Genomic DNA, 19,817 nt, shown 5'->3' on the forward strand with positions numbered 1-19,817 from the left:
GGTTCAGTACACATGGCAGCCAAGACCAGCACGGCGAAGACCGACGAGTCGGCCGAGGCGCCCCGCGCCGCCGGCACGACCAAGCGGGCCGCGCCGAAGTCGACGGCCACGTCGACGTCGGCGAAGGCCGCGACCACGAAGACCGCCGCGGCCAAGCGCGCGAAGGCCGACGGCGAGACCGGGGGCACGCGCAGCACGACCGCCTCCAAGACCCCGCGCACCTCCACCGCGAAGGGCGGCAAGGCGAAGACGGCCAGGGCCGGCGCGAAGAAGGGCGACGACGACGAGCTCGACGAGGACGCCGAGATCGAGGACGTCGCGGTCGAGGAGGCCTCCGAGGAGGCGGCCGCGGTCGAGGAGCCGACCGAGGATTCCGGTGACGACGAGGAGGCGAAGCCCGCGCCCGTCGACCCCCACCCGACCGGTGCGATCGTCCTCCGTGCGTCCGACGACGAGGACGAGGTCCCCGTCTACTCCTCGACGATCACCGGTGCGACCGCCGACCCGGTCAAGGACTACCTGAAGCAGATCGGAAAGGTCGCGCTGCTGAACGCGGCCGAAGAGGTCGAGCTGGCGATGCGGATCGAGGCGGGCCTCTTCGCGGAGGAGAAGCTCTCGCACATGTCCGACGCCGAGAAGCGCTCGCAGCTCGGCCGTGAGCTGCAGTGGGTCGCGCGTGACGGCCAGCGGGCGAAGAGCCACCTGCTCGGCGCGAACCTGCGCCTCGTGGTCTCGCTCGCCAAGCGCTACACGGGTCGCGGAATGCAGTTCCTCGACCTGATCCAGGAGGGCAACCTCGGCCTCATCCGTGCGGTCGAGAAGTTCGACTACACCAAGGGCTTCAAGTTCTCGACCTACGCGACGTGGTGGATCCGCCAGGCGATCACCCGGGCGATGGCGGACCAGGCCCGCACGATCCGCATCCCGGTGCACATGGTCGAGGTCATCAACAAGCTCGCCCGCGTGCAGCGCCAGATGCTCCAGGACCTGGGCCGCGAGCCCACGCCGGAGGAGCTGTCGAAGGAACTCGACATGACCCCCGAGAAGGTGATCGAGGTGCAGAAGTACGGCCGCGAGCCGATCTCGCTGCACACGCCGCTCGGCGAGGACGGCGACAGCGAGTTCGGCGACCTCATCGAGGACACCGAGGCGGTCGTCCCGGCCGACGCGGTCGGCTTCACGATGCTGCAGAAGCAGCTGGAGTCGCTGCTCGACTCGCTCAGCGAGCGCGAGGCCGGCGTCATCCGCATGCGCTTCGGCCTCGGCGACGGCATGCCGAAGACGCTCGACCAGATCGGCGACACCTTCGGGGTGACCCGTGAGCGCATCCGCCAGATCGAGTCCAAGACGATGGCGAAGCTCCGTCACCCGTCGCGGTCGCAGTCGCTCCGCGACTACCTCGAGTAGGCCGCCCGTGAAGTACGCGCCGGCGATCCTCGTCGGCCGGCTGACCAGGATCGCCGCTCGGCTGCGCAAGCCGGGCGGCGGTTCCGCGGTCCCCGGTCTCGTCGTCAACACGATCGCCCCCGGCTACCTGCGCACGACGCTGTCCGGCTTCCCCGAGGGACTCGTCGTCGTCTCCGGATCCAGCGGCAAGTCCACGACGACGAAGATGCTCGTCGCCATCCTGCGCGCGCACGGCGAGCGGGTCTTCACCAACCCGTCGACCGCGAACATCAGCCAAGGGCTCACGTCGGCGCTCCTCGAACAGGCCGACTGGCGCGGCCGCGTTCCCGGCGACGTCGCCGTGCTCGAGATGGACGAGGGGCACGGCGCCCGGGTCATGGAGGGCGTCGATGCCCGCGTGGTCACGCTCACGAACGTGATGGTCGACCAGATCGACCGGTTCCACGACTCCGAGATGGTCGCCGCCATGCTGGCCAAGATCGCGGCGCGAGCCCACGGCGCGGTCGTCGCGAACGCCGACGACGCCTACCTCGAGCGCCTCGCGGCGAACCTCGACGACGGGGTCGCGGTGCGCCGGTTCGGCGTGTCGGCCGACGTGCTCGCGGCGTCTCCGCGCGGCCTCGGCCACACGGAGACGAGCGCCGAGCGGCTCGACCCGGCCGACGGCGTCGTCGTGGCATCCGTCGACGGCGCGTCGGCAGTGCTCGCCGACGCCGGGCGCGACGTCGCGATCGGGCTGCCTGCCCGCGGCACGCACTACGCCGTCGACGCGGCCGCGGCGTACGCGACGGCACGCGAGGTGCTCGGCGAGCGGTTCGACGCCGAGGTCGCCGCGCGGGCGCTGAGCGCCATCCCGGCCGTGTTCGGCCGTGGCGAGCGGGTCACAGTCCGCGGGCAGGAGGTCGACTTCGTCCTCGTGCAGAACCCGTCGAGCTACCAGCTCAACGTCGACAGCATCGCGCCGGGCACCGAGCAGATCCTCTTCGCGATCGGCTCCGACGTCCGCGACCCGTCGTACTTCTGGCCGACGGATGCCTCGTCGCTCGGACGGGTCTCGATCGTGAGCGGTTCCAAGGCCGACGAGGCCGCCCTCATGCTCGCCTACGACGGTGTCGGGATCGAACGGGTCGAGCACGACCTCGTCCGGGCCCTCGAAGACTTCCTGGCCGCGCCCGCGCCGGCGAACGGCGTGAAGACCATCGTCTTCTCGGCGGACGCGATGCGGCGCACCCGCACGCACCTCGGACTCACGGGAGCGGAATGACCCTCACCATCGTCTCCTTGCTGCCCTCGCTCCAGAACACCAACGGCGACGCCGAGAACGCGGCGGTCCTCGCCACCCGCGCACGGTGGGCGGGCATCGATGCGCGCGTCGTCCCCGTCGAGGATGCCGCGGACCTCCCGGACCGCGTCGACGCCGTCGTGCTCGGCTCCGGGAGCGACGCGTCGCTCGAGCGCAGCAGGCAGGTCCTGCTCGGGCTCCACGACGAGCTCCGTCGCTGGGGCACCGAGGGCGTTCCGATCCTCGCGGTCGGCACGGGCTGGGAACTGCTGAGCTGGGGGATCGAACTCGCCGACGGCACGACCGTCGAGGGCCTCGGCATCGTCGCGGGCCGCGCGGTCCCGCGCGACGCGCGCGTCGCCGGCGACCTCGTCGTGAAGGCATCGGGCGGACTGGGGCTCCTCGTCGGCTTCGAGAACCACGCCCGCGACTACGTCGGCGCCGAGGCGTCGCCCGTGGGACGCGTCCAGGCCGGGTCGGGCAACGGCCGAGGGTCCGGCCAAGAGGGGGTCCGGATGGGCGACGTCATCGGCACCCACCTGCACGGCCCTGTGCTGGCCAAGAACCCGCGACTGGCCGATGCGATGCTCTCGCGCGCGTGCGAACGGGCGGGACTCGAGTATTCGCCGGGGGAGCGGGCCGCAGAGGTCGACCGGTACGCGGACGGCGCGCGGACGCTGCAGCTGCGTGCCGCGGGCATCGCGGCATCCGCCTCCGCCTGAACCGGGCCACCCGCCCGGCTCACCATGAACGACGGAACGCCCCCGGATTCCTCCGGGGGCATTCTGGCGTCGTGGGACCGCGTCAGTTGCGCGTGTCGGTGAGGAGCCGGCTCGACTCGTCGTGCCAGCTGTGGGCGATCTGCGAGAGCTTCTCCTCGTGCTTGCGACCGTGGTGGGCGCAGAAGAGCAGTTCGCCACTCGCGACGACCACGCGGATGTAGGCCTGCGCACCGCAGGCGTCGCAGCGATCGAGTGCCGTCAGCTCGTGCTGGGTGTCGAGTTCGTCGACCGCACCGGTGTCGGTGATCTGGTTCATGGCGCCTCCTCCGTCGTTCACGAGCCGTTTCCGTCACTCAATGAAAACACGACTCCGCCTGCGAACCTTCCGTGCGACCCCGCATTTCGCTCTGCGCGAAGCGCCTGAGCCGGGCAAGGGGTGGCCCTCAGTAGGCTTGTGCGACGTGAGCTCCGACTATTCCGCCCGCCACCTCTCCGTCCTCGAGGGCCTCGAGGCGGTCCGCAAGCGACCCGGCATGTACATCGGTTCGACCGACTCCCGCGGCCTGATGCACTGCCTCTGGGAGATCATCGACAATTCGGTCGACGAGGCCCTGGCGGGCCACGGCACCGAGATCGACGTGGTGCTGCACGCCGACCAGAGCGTCGAGGTGCGCGACCGCGCACGCGGCATCCCGGTCGACGTCGAGCCGAAGACCGGCCTCACGGGCGTCGAGGTCGTGTTCACGAAGCTGCACGCGGGAGGCAAGTTCGGGTCGGGGTCGTACTCGGCCTCCGGCGGTCTCCACGGCGTCGGCGCATCGGTCGTGAACGCGCTGTCGGAGCGCCTCGACGTCGAGGTCGACCGCGGGGGCTCGACCTGGGCCATGTCCTTCCACCGCGGCGAGCCCGGCGTCTTCGACGACGACGGCACCCGGTCGCCGAGCGCGACGTTCCGCCCGTTCGAGCAGTCGAGCGAGCTCCGCAAGGTCGGGCGTGTCGCGAAGTCGGTCACCGGAACCCGGGTGCGCTACTGGGCCGATCCGCAGATCTTCACGCGCGGTGCGAGCTTCCAGCTGGAGGACCTGCTGAACCGAGCCAGGCAGACCGCGTTCCTCGTCCCCGGCCTCACGATCACCGTCTCCGACGAGCGCGGTGAGGCACCGGAGACCCATCGCTTCCATTTCGACGGCGGCATCTCGGAGTTCGCGGAGCACCTCGCCGTCGACGGCCCGGTGACCGACGTCTGGCGCCTGACCGGCGACGGCCGGTTCACCGAGACCGTGCCCGTGCTGAACGAGCACGGCGCCATGATCCCCACCGACGTCGAGCGCCACTGCCACGTCGACATCGCGCTGCGGTGGGGCAACGGCTACGACACGGTCATGCGCAGCTTCGTGAACATCATCGCGACGCCGAAGGGCGGCACGCACCAGTCGGGCTTCGAGCAGGGGCTGCTCAAGTTCATCCGACAGCAGGTCGAGCAGAACGCCCGACGACTGAAGGTCGGCAACGACAAGCTCGACAAGGACGACGTGATGGCGGGCCTCACGGCCGTGCTCACCGTCCGCCTGCCCGAGCCGCAGTTCGAGGGCCAGACCAAGGAGGTGCTCGGCACGCCCGCGGTGCGCTCGATCGTGGCATCCGTCGTGCAGAAGGCGCTGGGCGAGCGATTCGCCTCCACGAAGCGCGACGACAAGGCGCAGACGTCGATGGTGCTCGAGAAGGTCGTCTCCGAGATGAAGGCGCGCATCTCGGCGCGCACCCACAAGGAGACGCAGCGGCGCAAGAACGCCCTCGAGACCTCGTCCCTTCCGGCGAAGCTGGTCGACTGCCGGTCGACGGATGTCGCGCAGAGCGAGCTGTTCATCGTCGAGGGCGACTCGGCGCTCGGCACCGCGAAGCTCGCACGCGACAGCGAGCACCAGGCGCTCCTGCCGATCCGCGGCAAGATCCTGAACGTGCAGAAGGCGAGCATCGCGGACATGCTCGGCAACGCCGAGTGCGCGTCGATCATCCAGGTCATCGGCGCCGGCTCCGGCCGCAGCTTCGACCTCTCGGCGGCGCGCTACGGCAAGGTCATCATCATGAGCGACGCCGACGTCGACGGCGCCCACATCCGCACGCTGCTGCTCACGCTCTTCTTCCGGTACATGCGGCCCATGATCGAGGACGGCCGGGTCTTCGCCGCCGTGCCGCCGCTGCACCGCGTGGTCGCCATGAACCCGGGCTCCAAGCCGAACGACGTGATCTACACGTATTCGGAGAAGGAGCTCGCGGGCGTTCTCGCGACGCTGCGCAAGCAGGGGAAGCGCTACCAGGACCCGATCCAGCGCTACAAGGGTCTCGGCGAGATGGACGCCGACCAGCTCGCCTCGACGACCATGGATCGCCGGCACCGGACCCTCCGTCGCGTGGGCGTCGCCGACGCCGAGAACGCCGGGCGGGTGTTCGAGCTGCTCATGGGAAACGAGGTCGCCCCGCGCAAGGAGTTCATCGTGGACAGCGCCGCGGCGCTCACGCGCGACCGTATCGACGCCTGAGGGCGAGGCGTCGTCTCGGCCGCACCCGCTCAGCGGATGGCGCGGCCGATCACGCCGACGACCGCGTCGAGCGTCTGCCCGGACCCGTCGCGCTTCGCGCCGCCCGGGGGCAGCGCGCGGACCGAGCCGTCCGTGCCGAGCGCGTGCGCCGGACCGGGACCGACCCAGGCGACCGAGAGGCCGTCCTGGCCCTTGAGGAAGCGGTGCGCCCGGACGCCGCCCGTCGCGCGCCCCTTGCCGGGGAACTCCGCGAAGTCGGACACCTTGGCCGCGCCGGGGTCGGCGCCGAGCAGCGTGTCGCCGGTGGCCGCCACGGTCACCACCACGGCCGACTCGACGTCGGCCCGACGCAGCACCGTGAAGGAGACCACGCGAGCACCGGCGTCGAGCTTCACACCGGCCATGCCGCCGGCCGGACAGCCCTGCGGGCGGACCGTCGACGCAGGGAAGTGCAGGAGCTGCGCGTCGCTCGTGACGAAGACGAGCTCGTCGTCATCGCCGCCCTGCGAGACGCCGACGACGCGGTCGCCGGGCTTCAGAGCGATCACCTCGAAGTCGGGCCGGTTGGGGTGGTTGCCGGGCGCGACGCGCTTGACGACGCCCTGCTCGGTGCCGAGGACGATCGGCTGCTGCGAGTCGAGCGAGACGACCGCGAGGACCTGCTCGGAGCGGTCGGCGAGGGCGAGGTAGTCCGCGATGCGGACGCCCGCCCCGAGCTGCACCGAGTTGGGCGGGAGCTCGGGCAGGTCCATCGGCGAGAAGCGGATCAGCCGGCCCTTCGAGGTGACCGCGCCGATCTCGGTGCGGCTCGTGGTCGCGACCTCGGATCGCACCGCATCGTGCTTGGAACGGCGGCTCGGGGGAGTGATGGCGACGGATGCCTCGCCATCGGGGGCGTCGACGCGGGCGATCCGCCCGGTGGCGCCGAGGATCACTCGGCACGGGACATCCGCGTGCTCGAGCGTCGCCGGGTCGATCGCCTTGCGGGTCTTCGGCTGCACGCGGGCCTCCGTGAGCATCGTGCGGCGCGGCGTGCCGAACAGGTCGGCGGCGCGGTCGAGCTCCTCGGAGACCTGCGCACGGATGCGCACGTCGCTCGCGAGGAGTTCCTCGAGCGCGGCGATCTCGGCGAGCAGGTTGTCGCGCTCGGCCTCGAGCTCGATGCGCGAGAACTTCGTGAGGCGACGCAGGCGCAGCTCGAGGATGTACTCGGCCTGCAGCCGGCTGAGGTCGAACACCTCTTCGAGGCGCGTGCGCGCCGCCTCGGCGTCGTCGCTCGAACGGATGACCTGGATGACCTCGTCGATGTCGAGGATCGCGATGAGGAGGCCCTCGACGAGGTGCAGGCGTTCGCGCCGGCGCGCGAGCCGGAATTCGGAGCGCCGGGTGATGACGCGGATCCGGTGCGCGAGGTAGACGTCGAGGAGTTCCCTGAGCCCGAGCGTCTGCGGCTGCCCGTCGACGAGCGCGACGTTGTTGATGTTGAAGGAGTCCTCGAGCGGCGTCATGCGGTACAGCTGCTCGAGCACGGCCTGCGGGTTGAAGCCGGTCTTCACGCCGATGACGAGGCGGAGCCCCTTCGTGCGGTCGGTGAGGTCGGCGACATCCGCGATGCCCGTGATCTTCTTGGCGGTGACGCCGTCCTTGATCTTCTCGATGACCTTCTCGGGGCCGACGAGGTAGGGCAGCTCGGTGACGACGAGGCCGGTCTTGCGCGGCGTGAGCTGCTCGACCGACACCTTCGCCCGCGTCTTGAACGAGCCGCGCCCCGTCGCGTACGCGTCGCGGACGCCCGAGAGGCCGACGATCGTGCCGCCCGACGGGAAGTCGGGGCCGGGCACGAACTCCATGAGCTCGTCGAGCGTGGCCTCCGGGTGGAGCAGCAGGTGCCGCGCCGCTGCGACGACCTCGACCAGGTTGTGCGGCGCCATGTTCGTGGCCATGCCGACCGCGATGCCGCTCGCGCCGTTGACGAGCAGGTTCGGGATCGCCGCGGGCAGCACCTCCGGCTGCTGGTGCGAGTTGTCGTAGTTCGGGATGAAGTCGACGACGTCCTCGTCGAGGTCCTCCGTCATCGAGACGGCGGCCGGAGCCATCCGCGCCTCGGTGTACCGCGCGGCGGCCGGTCCGTCGTCGAGCGAGCCGAAGTTGCCGTGGCCGTCGACGAGCGGCACCCGGAGCGTGAAGGCCTGTGCGAGCCGCACGAGCGCGTCGTAGATCGCGCTGTCGCCGTGCGGGTGGAGCTTGCCCATGACCTCGCCGACGACGCGCGCCGACTTCACGTGGCCGCGCTCGGGCCGCAGCCCCATGTCGCTCATCATGTAGAGGATGCGGCGCTGCACGGGCTTCAGCCCGTCGCGCGCATCGGGCAGGGCGCGCGAGTAGATGACGGAGTACGCGTACTCGAGGAAGGACCCCTGCATCTCCTCCGCGACGTCGATCTCGTCGATCCGCTCGGCGATCGGTGTTGAGGAGGGTTCGCTCGTGCCTGGGGTCATTCGTCGTCTCTACGCAGGGCGTGCGGGGCAGCACGCGCGGGGAACGGGGCCGCGCCCGGCCTGTGCCAGACTGGGCGCGATGCCAGCAATGCTACCGGTGCCCGCCGACGGAGCCCCGCGGCTCACCGGCGTGCTGCCCGCAGCGCTCGCCTCGATCGGCGGGGGAGCGGGGCCGTTCGACCTCCCTGCCGTCGAGTCGGCGGTCGTCGTGCTCGTCGACGGGCTCGGCGCGAGCAACCTGCGCGCCCGCGCGGGCCACGCCCGCTTCCTGTCGGCCGCGATGGCCAAGCGCGACGTCATCCGCACGGTGTTCCCCTCGACCACGGCCGCCGCGATCGCGAGCTTCGCGACCGGCCTCATGCCCGGCGCGCACGGCCTCGTCGGCTACCGGGTACCCGACCGCGCCGAGGACCGCGTCGTGAACCAGCTCAGCGGCTGGGACGATCGGATGGTCCCGGAGACGTGGCAGCCGCACGACACGGTCTTCGATCGCGCCGTCGAGCGGGGCGTGCGTGCGATCGCGGTCGGGGGCACGCGCTACGCGACCTCCGGGTTCACCCGTGCGGTGCTGCGCGGTGCGGAGTACCGCGCGGGCGCGAAGATCCACGACCGGTTCGCCGAGGCGCTCCAGGTGCTGCAGGAGGGCCCGGCGCTCGTCTACGTGTACGTGTCCGAGCTCGACCAGATCGCGCACGCGCAGGGATGGGAGTCCGACCGGTGGCTCGCCGCCCTCGAGGCGCTCGACGCCGAGGTCGCCGACTTCGAACGACGGATGCCGCGTGGCACGGGCCTGCTCGTCACCGCCGACCACGGCGTGCTCGACGTGCCGCCGCACCGGCACCTGTTCATCGATGCCGTCCCGGGCCTGGTCGACGGCGTCCGCCACGTCGCGGGCGAGCCGCGGTGCCTCGGCCTCGTGCTCGAGCCCGGACTCGACGAATCGGCGCGCGCTGCCGTGCTCGAGCGGTGGCGCGACGCCGAGGGTGAGCGCGCGTGGGTCGTCTCGCGCGACGAGGCGATCGCCGCGGGGCTCTACGGCGACGTCGAACCTCGGAACCTCGACCGCATCGCCGACGTGCTCGTCGCCGCCCGCACGGGCGTCGCGTACTACGACCGTCGCGAGGCGGACCGGCGCGGCGAGGAGATGGTCGGCCAGCACGGGTCGCTCACCGATGAGGAGACGCGGATCCCGCTCATCCGGCTGGGCGCGTACCGGCGCGGCTGACAGCCCGAACGAGGACGACGGATGCCGCGGCGCGAAGCCGCGGCATCCGTCGTCGTCTGAGCGGACTCAGGCCGGGTACTGGCCGCGCTTGACCTGCGGCTTCGGCAGGCGGAGCGGCCGCAGCTGGAGGGCACGCATCGCGGCGTACCAGCGGAAGCGCTCGACCCGGGTCGCCCCGAACTTCGCCGCGAGCTTCCGCTGCAGGGTGACGCCCAGGATGATGACGTCGACCACGGAGATCAGGAAGAAGCCCCAGAGTGCGAAGATGCCGATGGTCTGCACCTCGTAGCTCGGGACGAACGTCAGCACGATCACCGCGAACATCACCGGGATGAGGATCTCGCCGATGCTGAAGCGCGCATCGACGTAGTCGCGGACGAACTTCTTCTGCGGGCCGCGATCGCGAGCGGGCAGGTACTTCTCGTCGCCGGCCGCCATGCCGATCCGGGCGCGCTCGCGCGCCTCGGCGGCCTTGGCCCGGGCCTGTCGCGCGGCCTCCTTGCGGTCGTTCGGCACGAGCGGGCGCCGGTTCGCGGCCTCGCGCTCGGCGCGGGTGGGGGTGGGTGCGCCCTTGCCGACCTTCGGCGTCGCGGATGCGGCGTCGTCGGGTGCGGGAGCGGGCGTCTCTGTCTTGGGATGCTTGGCCACGGGGGAGTCCTCGTCGAATCGGTTCCTCTTAAGATTAGCCGCATGAGCCAGACCCGAACCGACCCTTCCTCCGAGACCGGCGCCGATGCCGCATCGATCGTGGAGCGCATCCGCGACGCCGTCGAGGCGGGCTTCCCGTCGACCGTCGCCGACCTCACCGATCTCGTGCGGATCCCGTCGGTCTCGTGGGCGGCGTTCGACCCCGAGCACGTCGCGCGCAGCGCAGAGGCGGTCGCGGACCTCCTCCGCGGCCTCGGCGTGTTCGACGTCGTCGACGTCCGCCGGGCACCGATCGGCCAGGGCGCCGAACTCGGCCAACCGGCGGTCGTGGCCCGGCGCACGGCGCGGAACGGCCGCCCCACGGTGCTGCTGTACGCCCACCACGACGTGCAGCCGCCGGGGCGCGACGAGGACTGGGACTCGACGCCGTTCGAGCCGACGCTCCGCGGCGATCGCCTGTACGGTCGCGGCGCCGCCGACGACAAGGCCGGCGTCATGGCGCACGTCGGCGCCATCCGTGCGCTCGTCGACGTGCTCGGCGGCGACCTCGACCTCGGCATCGCCGTCTTCGTCGAGGGGGAGGAGGAGTTCGGGTCGCGATCCTTCTCCGCGTTCCTCCGGGAGAACCGCGAGCTGCTCGAGGCGGATGCGATCGTGGTCGCCGACTCCAACAACTGGGACGTCAACACGCCGGCGCTGACCGTCGCGCTGCGCGGCAACGTGACGTTCCGGCTCACGGTCTCGACGCTCGCGCACGCCTCGCACTCGGGCATGTTCGGCGGGGCCGTCCCCGATGCGATGCTCGCCGCCATCCGCCTGCTCGGTACGCTGCACGACGCCGACGGCTCGGTCGCGGTGCCCGGGCTCACGTCCGCCGACCTCGAGACGCCCGAGTACGACGAGGCGCAGCTCCGGGCGGAGGCGGGTCTCCTCGACGGGGTGAGCCCCATCGGGCGTGGCAGCATCCTCTCGCGCATCTGGGCGCAGCCCTCGATCACCGTCACCGGGATCGACGCCCCCAGCGTCGCCAACGCGTCGAACACGCTCATCCCGAGCGTCGCGGTGCGCCTGAGCACGCGCATCGCCCCCGGGCAGGACGCCGCCGACGCCCTCGAGGCGCTGCGGGCGCACCTCCTCGCCCACGCGCCGTTCGGCGCTCATCTCGAGATCGACGACATCGACACCGGCCAGCCGTTCCTCGTCGACACGAGCGGATGGGCCGTGGCGGAGGCGAAGGCCGCGATGGCCGACGCGTGGGAGGTCGACCCCGTCGACATCGGCGTGGGCGGGTCGATCCCCTTCATCGCCGAGCTCGTCCAGGAGTTCCCCGACGCGCAGATCCTCGTGACGGGCGTCGAGGACCCCGACTCGCGCGCCCACAGCCCGAACGAGTCCCTGCATCTCGGCGTCTTCCGCCGCGCGGTGCTGGCCGAGGCACTCCTGCTTGCACGCCTCGAGGCGCGTACGGGGGAGTGACGTCCGCGGCCCGGGCGCCGGGCGGATGCCGCCACAGGGCGAACGCGCATCCGACGCGGGTACAATCGGGCTGACCGTACTTCTTCGAGGAGCGATATGAGCGACACGATCACCGACGCCCGCCACGGCGTGAAGCTGAGCGATCCGGCTGCCGACAAGGTGCGCAGCCTCCTCTCGCAGGAGGGTCGCGACGACCTGCGCCTGCGCGTCGCCGTCCAGCCCGGCGGATGCTCCGGCCTCATCTACCAGCTGTACTTCGACGAGCGCCTGCTCGACGGCGATGCGGTCGTGGACTTCGAGGGCGTCGAGGTGGTCGTCGACAAGATGAGCGTCCCGTACCTCGACGGCTCGACGATCGACTTCGAGGACACCATCCAGAAGCAGGGCTTCACGATCGACAACCCCAACGCGCAGGGCAGCTGCGCCTGCGGCGACTCGTTCCACTGACCCGCACCGGACCTCGCACGAGGGAGACCGCCACCGCGGTCTCCCTCGTCGCGTTTCGGGCCGCGACCGGGCGGATCGGATGCACATCGGGCTGAACGCACGCTGATGGTGCACGAGCGGGCCGCCGACTCGGAGTAGGCTAGACCTGATCAATGCGCTTCGCTGAGAAGCGCCTTCGAATCTCCCGAAAGGTCACCGGTGCGCCACAATCGCCGTCTCCGATGGGCTGCTGTTCCGATCGCAGCGACGCTCAGCCTCGTCCTCGCCGGATGCACGACTGCTCAGCTGAACGGATTCCTCCCCGGCTTCGTCGAGGGCGAGCCGCCCGCGACCAATCACACCGAGCGCGTCTCGGGCCTGTGGGTCACGTCGTGGATCGTGCTGCTCGTGGTCGGCGTCGTGACGTGGGGACTCACCATCTGGGCCGTCGTCGCCTACCGCCGCCGCAAGGGCCAGACGGGCCTGCCGGTGCAGCTCCGGTACAACATGCCGATCGAGGTGTTCTACACGATCGTGCCGCTGATCCTCGTGCTCGGCTTCTTCGCCTTCACCGCTCGCGACCAGCAGGTCATCGAGCAGCGCTTCGCCGAAGGCGAGATCGACGTCAAGATCGAGGCGATCGCCAAGCAGTGGGCGTGGGACTTCAACTACGTCAACGAGGACGTCTACACCGCCGGCATCCAGGCCCAGCTCGACGATGAGGGCGACCCCGGGTCGGTGAAGCAGGACGAACTGCCGACGCTGGTGCTCCCGGTCGGTGCCAACGTCGAGATCGCGCTCGAGTCGCGCGACGTCATCCACTCGTTCTGGGTGGTCGACTTCCTCTACAAGAAGGACATGTTCCCGGGCAAGACGAACTACATGTCGTTCGTCCCCGAGCGCGAGGGGACCTACGCCGGCAAGTGCGCCGAGCTCTGCGGCGAGTACCACTCGCTCATGCTCTTCAACGTCGAGGTCGTCTCGCAGGCCGAGTACGAGGACTACATCGAGGAGCTCCGCGACTCGGGCAACGAGGGCCAGCTCTCGACCGAGTACGACCGGAACCAGAACCTGCCCGGAACGGGCGCGCCCGAACTGAGTGAGGAGCACGAAGGCGAATGAGCACCACCACCGCACCGGCTCGACCCGCGTCGTCGCAGCCGTTCGGCGCCCCGACGGTCGAGCGCAAGGGCAACGTCCTCGTCAAGTGGATCACCTCCACCGACCACAAGACCATCGGGTACCTGTACTTGATCACGTCGTTCATCTACTTCTGCGTGGGCGGCGTGATGGCGCTGATCATCCGCGCGCAGCTCTTCGAGCCCGGCCTGGAGATCATCCAGACGCGTGAGCAGTACAACCAGCTGTTCACGATGCACGGAACGATCATGCTGCTGATGTTCGCGACCCCGCTCTTCGCGGGCTTCGCGAACGTGCTCATGCCGCTGCAGATCGGCGCCCCCGACGTGGCGTTCCCGCGCCTGAACGCCTTTGCCTACTGGGCCTTCAACTTCGGTTCGCTGATGGCCGTCGCCGGGTTCTTCACGCCCCAGGGTGCCGCGTCCTTCGGCTGGTTCGCGTATCAGCCGCTCGCGTCGACGACCTTCTCGCCCGGCATCGGCGGCAACCTCTGGATGCTCGGTCTGGGCCTCTCCGGCTTCGGCACCATCCTCGGCGCGGTGAACTTCATCACCACGATCGTCACGATGCGCGCCCCCGGCATGACCATGTTCCGGATGCCGATCTTCACGTGGAACACCCTCGTGACCTCGCTCCTCATCCTGATGGCGTTCCCGGTCCTCGCCGCGGCGATCCTCGCGGCCGCCGCCGACCGCGTGTTCAACGCCCACATCTACGACCCGGAGAACGGGGGCGTGATCCTCTGGCAGCACCTGTTCTGGTTCTTCGGACACCCGGAGGTGTACATCATCGCCCTGCCGTTCTTCGGCATCGTGTCGGAGATCTTCCCGGTCTTCAGCCGGAAGCCGATCTTCGGCTACAAGACGCTGATCTACGCCACGATCGCGATCGCCGCGCTGTCGGTCACGGTGTGGGCGCACCACATGTACGTCACCGGGTCGGTCCTGCTGCCCTGGTTCGCGCTGATGACGATGCTCATCGCGGTCCCGACCGGTGTGAAGATCTTCAACTGGATCGGAACGATGTGGCGGGGCTCGATCACGTTCGAGACCCCCCTGATCTGGTCCCTCGGCTTCCTCATCACGTTCGTCTTCGGCGGACTGACGGGCGTCATCCTGGCGTCGCCGCCGCTCGACTTCCACGTTTCCGACACGTACTTCGTCGTCGCGCACTTCCACTACGTCGTCTTCGGCACGGTCGTGTTCGCCATGTTCGCGGGCTTCTACTTCTGGTGGCCGAAGTGGACCGGCAAGATGCTGAACGAGACGCTCGGCAAGTGGCACTTCTGGCTCCTGTTCATCGGGTTCCACACGACGTTCCTCATCCAGCACTGGCTGGGCGTCGTGGCGATGCCGCGCCGGTACTACTCGTACCTGCCGGAGGACAACATCACCTGGATGAACCAGCTGTCCACCGTCGGCGCCTTCATCCTCGCGGTCTCGCTGCTGCCGTTCTTCCTGAACGTCTACATCACGGCCCGGCGCGCGCCCAAGGTGACGGTCAACGACCCGTGGGGCTACGGCGGATCGCTCGAGTGGGCGACGAGCTGCCCGCCGCCGCGACACAACTTCACGTCGATCCCGCGCATCCGCTCGGAGCGCCCGGCCTTCGACCTGAACCACCCTGAGGCGGGCATCCCGGTCGGCATCGGCCCGGCCAAGGATGCACCGAACGCCCCCGTCGTCGACGCAGAGACCAAGGAAGTCAAGTAGATGCGCGCGAATGTCATCCTGTTCTGGGTCCTGACCGGTTTCTTCGCCCTCTCGGCCGCGGTCTACATCTTCTGGACGACCATCGACGAGAATGAGCCGGGTGTCGAGTGGGTCGGGCTGGTCGCGATCTCGTTGAGCGGCGTGTTGAGCGCGTTCATCGCGTTCTACCTCGGTCGCGTGCACAAGGAGCAGGGTGGAGAGCTCCCGGAGGACCGTCTCGACGCGAACATCGACGACGGTGACGCGGAGCTGGGCTTCTTCAGCCCGTGGAGCTGGTGGCCCATCATGCTCGCCGGCTCAGCAGCGCTCGCGTTCCTCGGCCTCGCGGTCGGCGTCTGGATCACCTTCCTCGCGATCGGCCCGATCCTGGTCAGCCTCGTCGGCTGGGTCTACGAGTACTATCGCGGGAACTTCGCGCGCTGAGCGCATCCCACCCTCGACGTCCCCGGTGCTTCGGCACCGGGGACGTCGTCGTTCACGCCCGTCGTGCGCTCGCGACGCGCCACGCCCCGACGCGCACGACGCCATCGAGCGAGAAACCCGATGAGCGGAGCACGTCGTACATCGCGGCGGGGGAGTGCACGTAGCCCCGGTACTCGCGCCCGCGGAGTCGCATCATCAGGTTGACGGATCTCACGAGCGAGCGCCGGATCCAGTTGTCCGGCGGATGGCTGAACACCACGGTGCGACGCGCGTGCGCCGCCGAAGCCGAGAGCAACCCGGCGGCGTCCGGGTAGCAGCACACCACACGGTGCAGCACGACGTGGTCGGCGCTCGGCACGCGGGAGCCGTCGGTGGCGAGGTCGACGCCGATCAGCCGACGCGCACGTGCCGACAGCCCCGCCTCATCGAGCAGAGCCCGCGCGCTCGGCTCGTAGGCAGCCGACAGCTCGAGGTTCGTGGTGCTGGAGGCGCCGCGCCGCAGCAGTTCGATCTGGATCGCGCCGATGCCGCCGCCGACCTCGAGCACGGACGTCCCGCCGATGCCGGCCGACTCCACGCGCTCCGCGATACGTCGCTCGGGTCGGGTGAGGCCATGGCGGCGGTACCGGCGTGCGAGATCGCCGGCGAACCGATCGTCGAAGACCTCGTCGTAGCGCGCCTGCCCGCGACCGCAGCAGTCGTCCATGCGCCCAGTATGCACCCGCCGCGTCCCGGGGACGACGACAGGGTCAGAGGTCGCGACGGCCGAACGAGAGGACGTCCACCGAGACCGTCACGGCGCGCGCGTCGACCTCGCCGCCCGACGAGGCGAGTGCCGTCGCATGGTGCGCTGAGGGTCCCATTCCGGTGAGGAGCTCGCGCCGGGCGGCATCCGCCTCGAGGACGTACTCGACGCGACGGGAGGACGTACGCACCAGGCCCGCGACCGCCAACTGTTCGGCGACGGCTGCGTCCTTCTCCGCGGGGATGTCGAGCATCATGCCGCGTCGACGGAGCTCGTGAAGGTGGGCGACGGTCGGGACCACGACGATCAGACGCCCATCGGCCCGCAGGATCCGGGCGAACTCGGTCGGATTGCGCGGCGCGAACACGTCCAGGATCACGTCAGCCGAGCCATCCCGGAGCGGGAGGGGGCTCCAGATGTCGAGCACCACGCCGGTCGCGCCCGAGATCGCCCGGAGTGCCATCCTGACGGCGTCGGGAGACCGGTCGGCCAGTAGCGTGTCGACGCGCTGGAACGAGGCCGCCAGTCGCGCGGAGTAGTAGCCGGTCCCGCAGCCGAGGTCGGCGACGCGAACTGCGCCGGCACCGGGCTCGGTCGATATCACCTCGCCGGCCGCCGCGACCACCGCGTCGGCGATCGGGGCGAACGCCCCACCGTCCAGCAACCGGGCGCGAGCGCTCAGCATCTGCCGGTCGTCGCCCAGCGTGCGCGGCGCCCTGGGCGGGAGGAGCGTCAGGAACCCGTGCCTCGATCGGTCGAACCGATGGCCGTTCGCACAGCCGAAGACGCGTTCGTCGACCGCCGAGAGGTCCGAGGAACAGTTCGGGCACCGGAGCCACGTCGAGTCGATCGACATGGTCCGGTGCCCGAACTCAGGTGGTGCGGCGATCAGTGGTGATCGTGGTGCGCGGCCTCGAGCTCGCCCTTCGTGACCGGCGCGATGCGGTCCTCGAAGAACCAGCGCGACATGCCGGCACGCAGGCGCTGGCCGACCGTGATCTTCCCGCGGTCGTTGGGTCGGATCATGAGCGGCTCGTACGACTCGTAGCTCACGAGCTTCCAGCGCTCGTACTCGTCGAGGGGCTGGTGGACCTCGATGAACTCGCCGCCCGGCAGCTTGACGATGCGTCCGGACTCGTAGCCGTGCAGGACGATCTCGCGGTCCTTCTTCTGCAGCGCGATGCAGACGCGCTTCGCGACGAAGTACGCGACGATCGGGCCGAGGAACAGCAGAGCCTGCAGCGAGTGGATCACGCCCTCCATCGTCAGCTTGAAGTGCGTGGCGATGATGTCGGAGCTCGCCGCCGCCCAGAGCACGGCGTAGAACGTCACGCCGGCCGCGCCGATCGCGGTGCGGGTCGGGGCGTTGCGGGGACGGTCCGCGATGTGGTGCTCGCGCTTGTCGCCGGTGACCCAGGCCTCGATGAACGGGTAGATCAGCACCGTGACGATGAAGAGCCCGAGGCCGATCAGCGGGACCAGGATGTTGAACGACCACGTGCGATCGAAGAGGACGAACTCCCAGCCCGGCGGAATGAGGCGCAGCGCGCCGTCCGCGAAGCCGATGTACCAGTCGGGCTGGGTACCGGCGGAGACGGGGGAGGGGTCGTACGGGCCGTAGTTCCAGATCGGGTTGATCGTGAACAGCGACGCGATGAGCGCCAGCACGCCGAACACCAGGAAGAAGAAGCCGCCGGCCTTCGCCGCGTAGATCGGCAGGATGGGCGGGCCGACCGCGTTCTGCTGGGTGCGACCCGGTGCCGCGTACTGGGTGTGCTTGTGCACGACGACGAACATCAGGTGCAGCGCGATGAGCGCGAGCAGGATCACCGGCAGCAGCAGGATGTGCAGCGTGTAGAGACGTCCGACGATCGCGGTGCCCGGGAACTCGCCGCCGAAGAGGAGGAACGAGGTCCACGTGCCGATCAGCGGGATGCCCTTGATCATGCCGTCGATGATCCGGAGGCCGTTGCCCGAGAGGAGGTCGTCGGGGAGCGAGTAGCCGGTGAAGCCCTCGCCCATGGCCAGGATGAACATCACGAAGCCGATGACCCAGTTGAGCTCGCGCGGCTTGCGGAACGCACCGGTGAAGAAGATGCGCAGCATGTGCAGGCCGATGGCGGCCACGAACAGGAGCGCGGCCCAGTGGTGCATCTGCCGCACGAAGAGTCCGCCGCGGAGGTCGAACGAGATGTCGAGCGTCGAGGCCATCGCGACGGACATCTCGACGCCCTTGAGCGGCACGTAGGAGCCGTCGTACTCCACCTCGGCCATCGAGGCCTGGAAGAAGAACGTCAGGAACGTGCCCGTGATGAGGATGACGAGGAAGCTGAACAGCGCCACTTCGCCGAGGAGGAACGACCAGTGGTCGGGGAAGGCCTTGCGGCCGAGCTCCTTGACGAACGTCGAGACGCTCGTGCGCTCATCGATGTAGTTCGAAGCGGCCGCGGTGAAGGTACGACGCTGCGGCGTGCGTGTGGTTGCGGTGCTCAATGACGCTCCCAGAAGCTCGGGCCCACGGGTTCGGTGAAATCGCTCTGCGCGACGAGGTAACCCTCATCGTCGACCATGATCGGCAGCTGCGGCAGCGGCCGTGCGGCCGGTCCGAAGATGACCTCGCAGTGGTTGGCCACGTCGAACTGCGACTGGTGGCAGGGGCAGAGCAGGTGGTGCGTGTGCTGCTCGTACAGGGCCACGGGGCAGCCGACGTGCGTGCAGATCTTCGAGTAGGCGACGATGCCGTCGTACGACCACGACGCGCGGTCCGGAAGCTCGTTGAGCTCGTCGGGGTTGAGGCGCATCAGCAGGACGGCGGCCTTGGCCTTCTCCTCGAGCCTGCCGTGGTGCATCTCGCTGAGGCCCTCGGGGATCACGTGGAAGGCGCTGCCGATGGTGACGTCGGCGGCCTTGATCGGCACGCCCGACGGGTCGAGCGTGAGCCGCGTGCCCTCCTTCCACATGGTGTGGCTGAGCAGCTCGACGGGGTTCTCGTCCTGCGGGGCGAGGCCTCGGAAGAGCACGACTGCGGGAAGCGGGAAGACCAGGAGCGCGCCGATGAGGCTGTTCCGGATGACCGATCGGCGGGTGAAGCCCGATTCGCGGTCGGCGTCCTGGAAGACCTTCACCGCGCCCTCGCGCGAGACCACGTTGCCGCCGATCTTGTGGCGCTCGTCCGCGAGCTCGACGTCGGTCATGACCGACTTCGCCCAGTGCACCGCGCCGAAGCCGATGCCGAGGAGCGCGAGGGCAGCGCCGAGGCCGATGAACAGGTTGTTCAGCCGGACATCGCCGACGTCGTTGCCCTCCATCGGGAAGAGCATGTACGCCGCGATCGCCCAGATGCTACCGAGGATCGACAGGTAGAAGAGCGTGTACACCGTGCGCTGCGCGCGCTTCTCCTTGGCCGGGTCCTCGTCGGTGACGCGCGGACGGTGCGGCGGGAAGCCGGGGTTCTCGAACGCGTCCGACTGGATGAGGGCGGTGCCCGTCTTCACGGCGGGGACGGTCTCGGCGTGCGACGAGTCGGCAGCGGCGAGTTCCGTGCCGCTGTGGTCGTCCTGTGCCATGGTTCTC

At 69.8% G+C, this 19,817-nt stretch carries 17 protein-coding genes; 10 read left to right on the plus strand and 7 right to left on the minus strand.

What is annotated here, in order from left to right:
* The first annotated feature begins 12 nt into the window (after positions 1-12).
* From ACULK2_RS09090 to ACULK2_RS09100, 3 genes are read left to right on the plus strand one after another with little or no spacing between them, the layout of a single operon-like run.
* Complete coding sequence (locus ACULK2_RS09090; protein ID WP_445969472.1) at positions 13-1,407, plus strand: RNA polymerase sigma factor; 1,395 nt, start codon at positions 13-15, stop codon at positions 1,405-1,407.
* Positions 1,408-1,414: 7 nt separating this feature from the next.
* Complete coding sequence (locus ACULK2_RS09095; protein ID WP_445969471.1) at positions 1,415-2,671, plus strand: Mur ligase family protein; 1,257 nt, start codon at positions 1,415-1,417, stop codon at positions 2,669-2,671.
* A complete protein-coding gene (locus ACULK2_RS09100) occupies positions 2,668-3,411 on the plus strand; it encodes a type 1 glutamine amidotransferase (RefSeq protein WP_445969470.1) in 744 nt (247 codons plus the stop codon). Before ACULK2_RS09095 ends, ACULK2_RS09100 begins: the two co-directional genes overlap by 4 nt.
* A gap of 82 nt (positions 3,412-3,493) precedes the next feature.
* Here the strand turns inward: ACULK2_RS09100 and ACULK2_RS09105 are convergent, their stop codons facing one another.
* Positions 3,494-3,727, minus strand: a complete 234-nt coding sequence (locus tag ACULK2_RS09105; protein WP_445969469.1) for a DUF7455 domain-containing protein — start codon at positions 3,725-3,727, stop codon at positions 3,494-3,496.
* A gap of 145 nt (positions 3,728-3,872) precedes the next feature.
* Between ACULK2_RS09105 and ACULK2_RS09110 the strand changes: the two genes are divergently transcribed.
* Positions 3,873-5,951 carry a DNA gyrase/topoisomerase IV subunit B gene (locus ACULK2_RS09110; protein ID WP_445969468.1) on the plus strand — a complete coding sequence of 693 codons (2,079 nt, stop codon included), beginning with the start codon at positions 3,873-3,875 and terminating at the stop codon, positions 5,949-5,951.
* A 29-nt stretch (positions 5,952-5,980) separates the two neighbouring features.
* On the opposite strand, the gene ACULK2_RS09115 is transcribed toward ACULK2_RS09110, so the two are convergent.
* Positions 5,981-8,449 carry a DNA gyrase/topoisomerase IV subunit A gene (locus ACULK2_RS09115; RefSeq protein ID WP_445969467.1) on the minus strand — a complete coding sequence of 823 codons (2,469 nt, stop codon included), beginning with the start codon at positions 8,447-8,449 and terminating at the stop codon, positions 5,981-5,983.
* A 79-nt stretch (positions 8,450-8,528) separates the two neighbouring features.
* On the opposite strand from ACULK2_RS09115, the gene ACULK2_RS09120 reads away from it, so the two are divergent.
* Positions 8,529-9,674: an alkaline phosphatase family protein gene (locus tag ACULK2_RS09120; RefSeq protein WP_445969466.1), complete on the plus strand. Its 1,146-nt coding sequence runs from the start codon at positions 8,529-8,531 to the stop codon at positions 9,672-9,674.
* Between the two features lie 66 nt (positions 9,675-9,740).
* Here ACULK2_RS09120 and ACULK2_RS09125 read toward each other — a convergent pair whose 3' ends face one another.
* Positions 9,741-10,322, minus strand: coding sequence for a DUF3043 domain-containing protein (locus ACULK2_RS09125; protein WP_445969465.1), 582 nt, complete (start codon positions 10,320-10,322; stop codon positions 9,741-9,743).
* A gap of 42 nt (positions 10,323-10,364) precedes the next feature.
* Here ACULK2_RS09125 and ACULK2_RS09130 point away from each other — a divergent pair, with 42 nt between their 5' ends.
* The 5 genes from ACULK2_RS09130 (at position 10,365) to ACULK2_RS09150 (ending at position 15,499) form a co-directional block, all read left to right on the plus strand.
* Positions 10,365-11,798 carry a dipeptidase gene (locus ACULK2_RS09130; RefSeq protein WP_445969464.1) on the plus strand — a complete coding sequence of 478 codons (1,434 nt, stop codon included), beginning with the start codon at positions 10,365-10,367 and terminating at the stop codon, positions 11,796-11,798.
* A 96-nt stretch (positions 11,799-11,894) separates the two neighbouring features.
* Complete coding sequence (gene erpA, locus ACULK2_RS09135) at positions 11,895-12,245, plus strand: iron-sulfur cluster insertion protein ErpA (RefSeq protein ID WP_430646524.1); 351 nt, start codon at positions 11,895-11,897, stop codon at positions 12,243-12,245.
* A gap of 198 nt (positions 12,246-12,443) precedes the next feature.
* A complete protein-coding gene (ctaC, locus tag ACULK2_RS09140; RefSeq protein ID WP_445969463.1) occupies positions 12,444-13,346 on the plus strand; it encodes an aa3-type cytochrome oxidase subunit II in 903 nt (300 codons plus the stop codon).
* Positions 13,343-15,076 (plus strand): aa3-type cytochrome oxidase subunit I, encoded by a 1,734-nt coding sequence (ctaD, locus tag ACULK2_RS09145; RefSeq protein WP_445969462.1) that lies wholly within the window; start codon positions 13,343-13,345, stop codon positions 15,074-15,076. Before ctaC ends, ctaD begins: the two co-directional genes overlap by 4 nt.
* Positions 15,077-15,499, plus strand: a complete 423-nt coding sequence (locus ACULK2_RS09150; protein ID WP_445969461.1) for a cytochrome c oxidase subunit 4 — start codon at positions 15,077-15,079, stop codon at positions 15,497-15,499.
* A 52-nt stretch (positions 15,500-15,551) separates the two neighbouring features.
* Here the strand turns inward: ACULK2_RS09150 and ACULK2_RS09155 are convergent, their stop codons facing one another.
* From ACULK2_RS09155 to qcrA, 4 genes are read right to left on the minus strand one after another with little or no spacing between them, the layout of a single operon-like run.
* Entirely contained in the window at positions 15,552-16,205 is a 654-nt protein-coding gene (locus ACULK2_RS09155; protein ID WP_445969460.1) for a class I SAM-dependent methyltransferase, read from the minus strand.
* 43 nt (positions 16,206-16,248) lie between these two features.
* A complete protein-coding gene (locus ACULK2_RS09160) occupies positions 16,249-17,100 on the minus strand; it encodes a putative RNA methyltransferase (protein WP_445969459.1) in 852 nt (283 codons plus the stop codon).
* Positions 17,101-17,132: 32 nt separating this feature from the next.
* Positions 17,133-18,737: a cytochrome bc1 complex cytochrome b subunit gene (qcrB, locus tag ACULK2_RS09165; RefSeq protein ID WP_445969458.1), complete on the minus strand. Its 1,605-nt coding sequence runs from the start codon at positions 18,735-18,737 to the stop codon at positions 17,133-17,135.
* Positions 18,734-19,810: a cytochrome bc1 complex Rieske iron-sulfur subunit gene (gene qcrA / locus ACULK2_RS09170; RefSeq protein ID WP_445969457.1), complete on the minus strand. Its 1,077-nt coding sequence runs from the start codon at positions 19,808-19,810 to the stop codon at positions 18,734-18,736. Before qcrA ends, qcrB begins: the two co-directional genes overlap by 4 nt.
* Positions 19,811-19,817: the final 7 nt, after the last annotated feature.

The sequence above is a fragment of the Agromyces molybdatiresistens genome (genome assembly GCF_052748445.2).

Bases quoted from the DNA above. Each gene is read 5' to 3' on its own strand.
- ACULK2_RS09115 (WP_445969467.1), bottom strand. From the start codon at position 8,449: ATGACCCCAGGCACGAGCGAACCCTCCTCAACACCGATCGCCGAGCGG.
- ACULK2_RS09155 (WP_445969460.1), bottom strand. From the start codon at position 16,205: ATGGACGACTGCTGCGGTCGCGGGCAGGCGCGCTACGACGAGGTCTTC.
- ACULK2_RS09130 (WP_445969464.1), top strand. From the start codon at position 10,365: ATGAGCCAGACCCGAACCGACCCTTCCTCCGAGACCGGCGCCGATGCC.
- ACULK2_RS09090 (WP_445969472.1), top strand. From the start codon at position 13: ATGGCAGCCAAGACCAGCACGGCGAAGACCGACGAGTCGGCCGAGGCG.
- ACULK2_RS09100 (WP_445969470.1), top strand. From the start codon at position 2,668: ATGACCCTCACCATCGTCTCCTTGCTGCCCTCGCTCCAGAACACCAAC.
- qcrA (WP_445969457.1), bottom strand. From the start codon at position 19,810: ATGGCACAGGACGACCACAGCGGCACGGAACTCGCCGCTGCCGACTCG.
- ACULK2_RS09105 (WP_445969469.1), bottom strand. From the start codon at position 3,727: ATGAACCAGATCACCGACACCGGTGCGGTCGACGAACTCGACACCCAG.
- ACULK2_RS09120 (WP_445969466.1), top strand. From the start codon at position 8,529: ATGCCAGCAATGCTACCGGTGCCCGCCGACGGAGCCCCGCGGCTCACC.
- ACULK2_RS09160 (WP_445969459.1), bottom strand. From the start codon at position 17,100: ATGTCGATCGACTCGACGTGGCTCCGGTGCCCGAACTGTTCCTCGGAC.
- erpA (WP_430646524.1), top strand. From the start codon at position 11,895: ATGAGCGACACGATCACCGACGCCCGCCACGGCGTGAAGCTGAGCGAT.
- ACULK2_RS09150 (WP_445969461.1), top strand. From the start codon at position 15,077: ATGCGCGCGAATGTCATCCTGTTCTGGGTCCTGACCGGTTTCTTCGCC.
- ctaD (WP_445969462.1), top strand. From the start codon at position 13,343: ATGAGCACCACCACCGCACCGGCTCGACCCGCGTCGTCGCAGCCGTTC.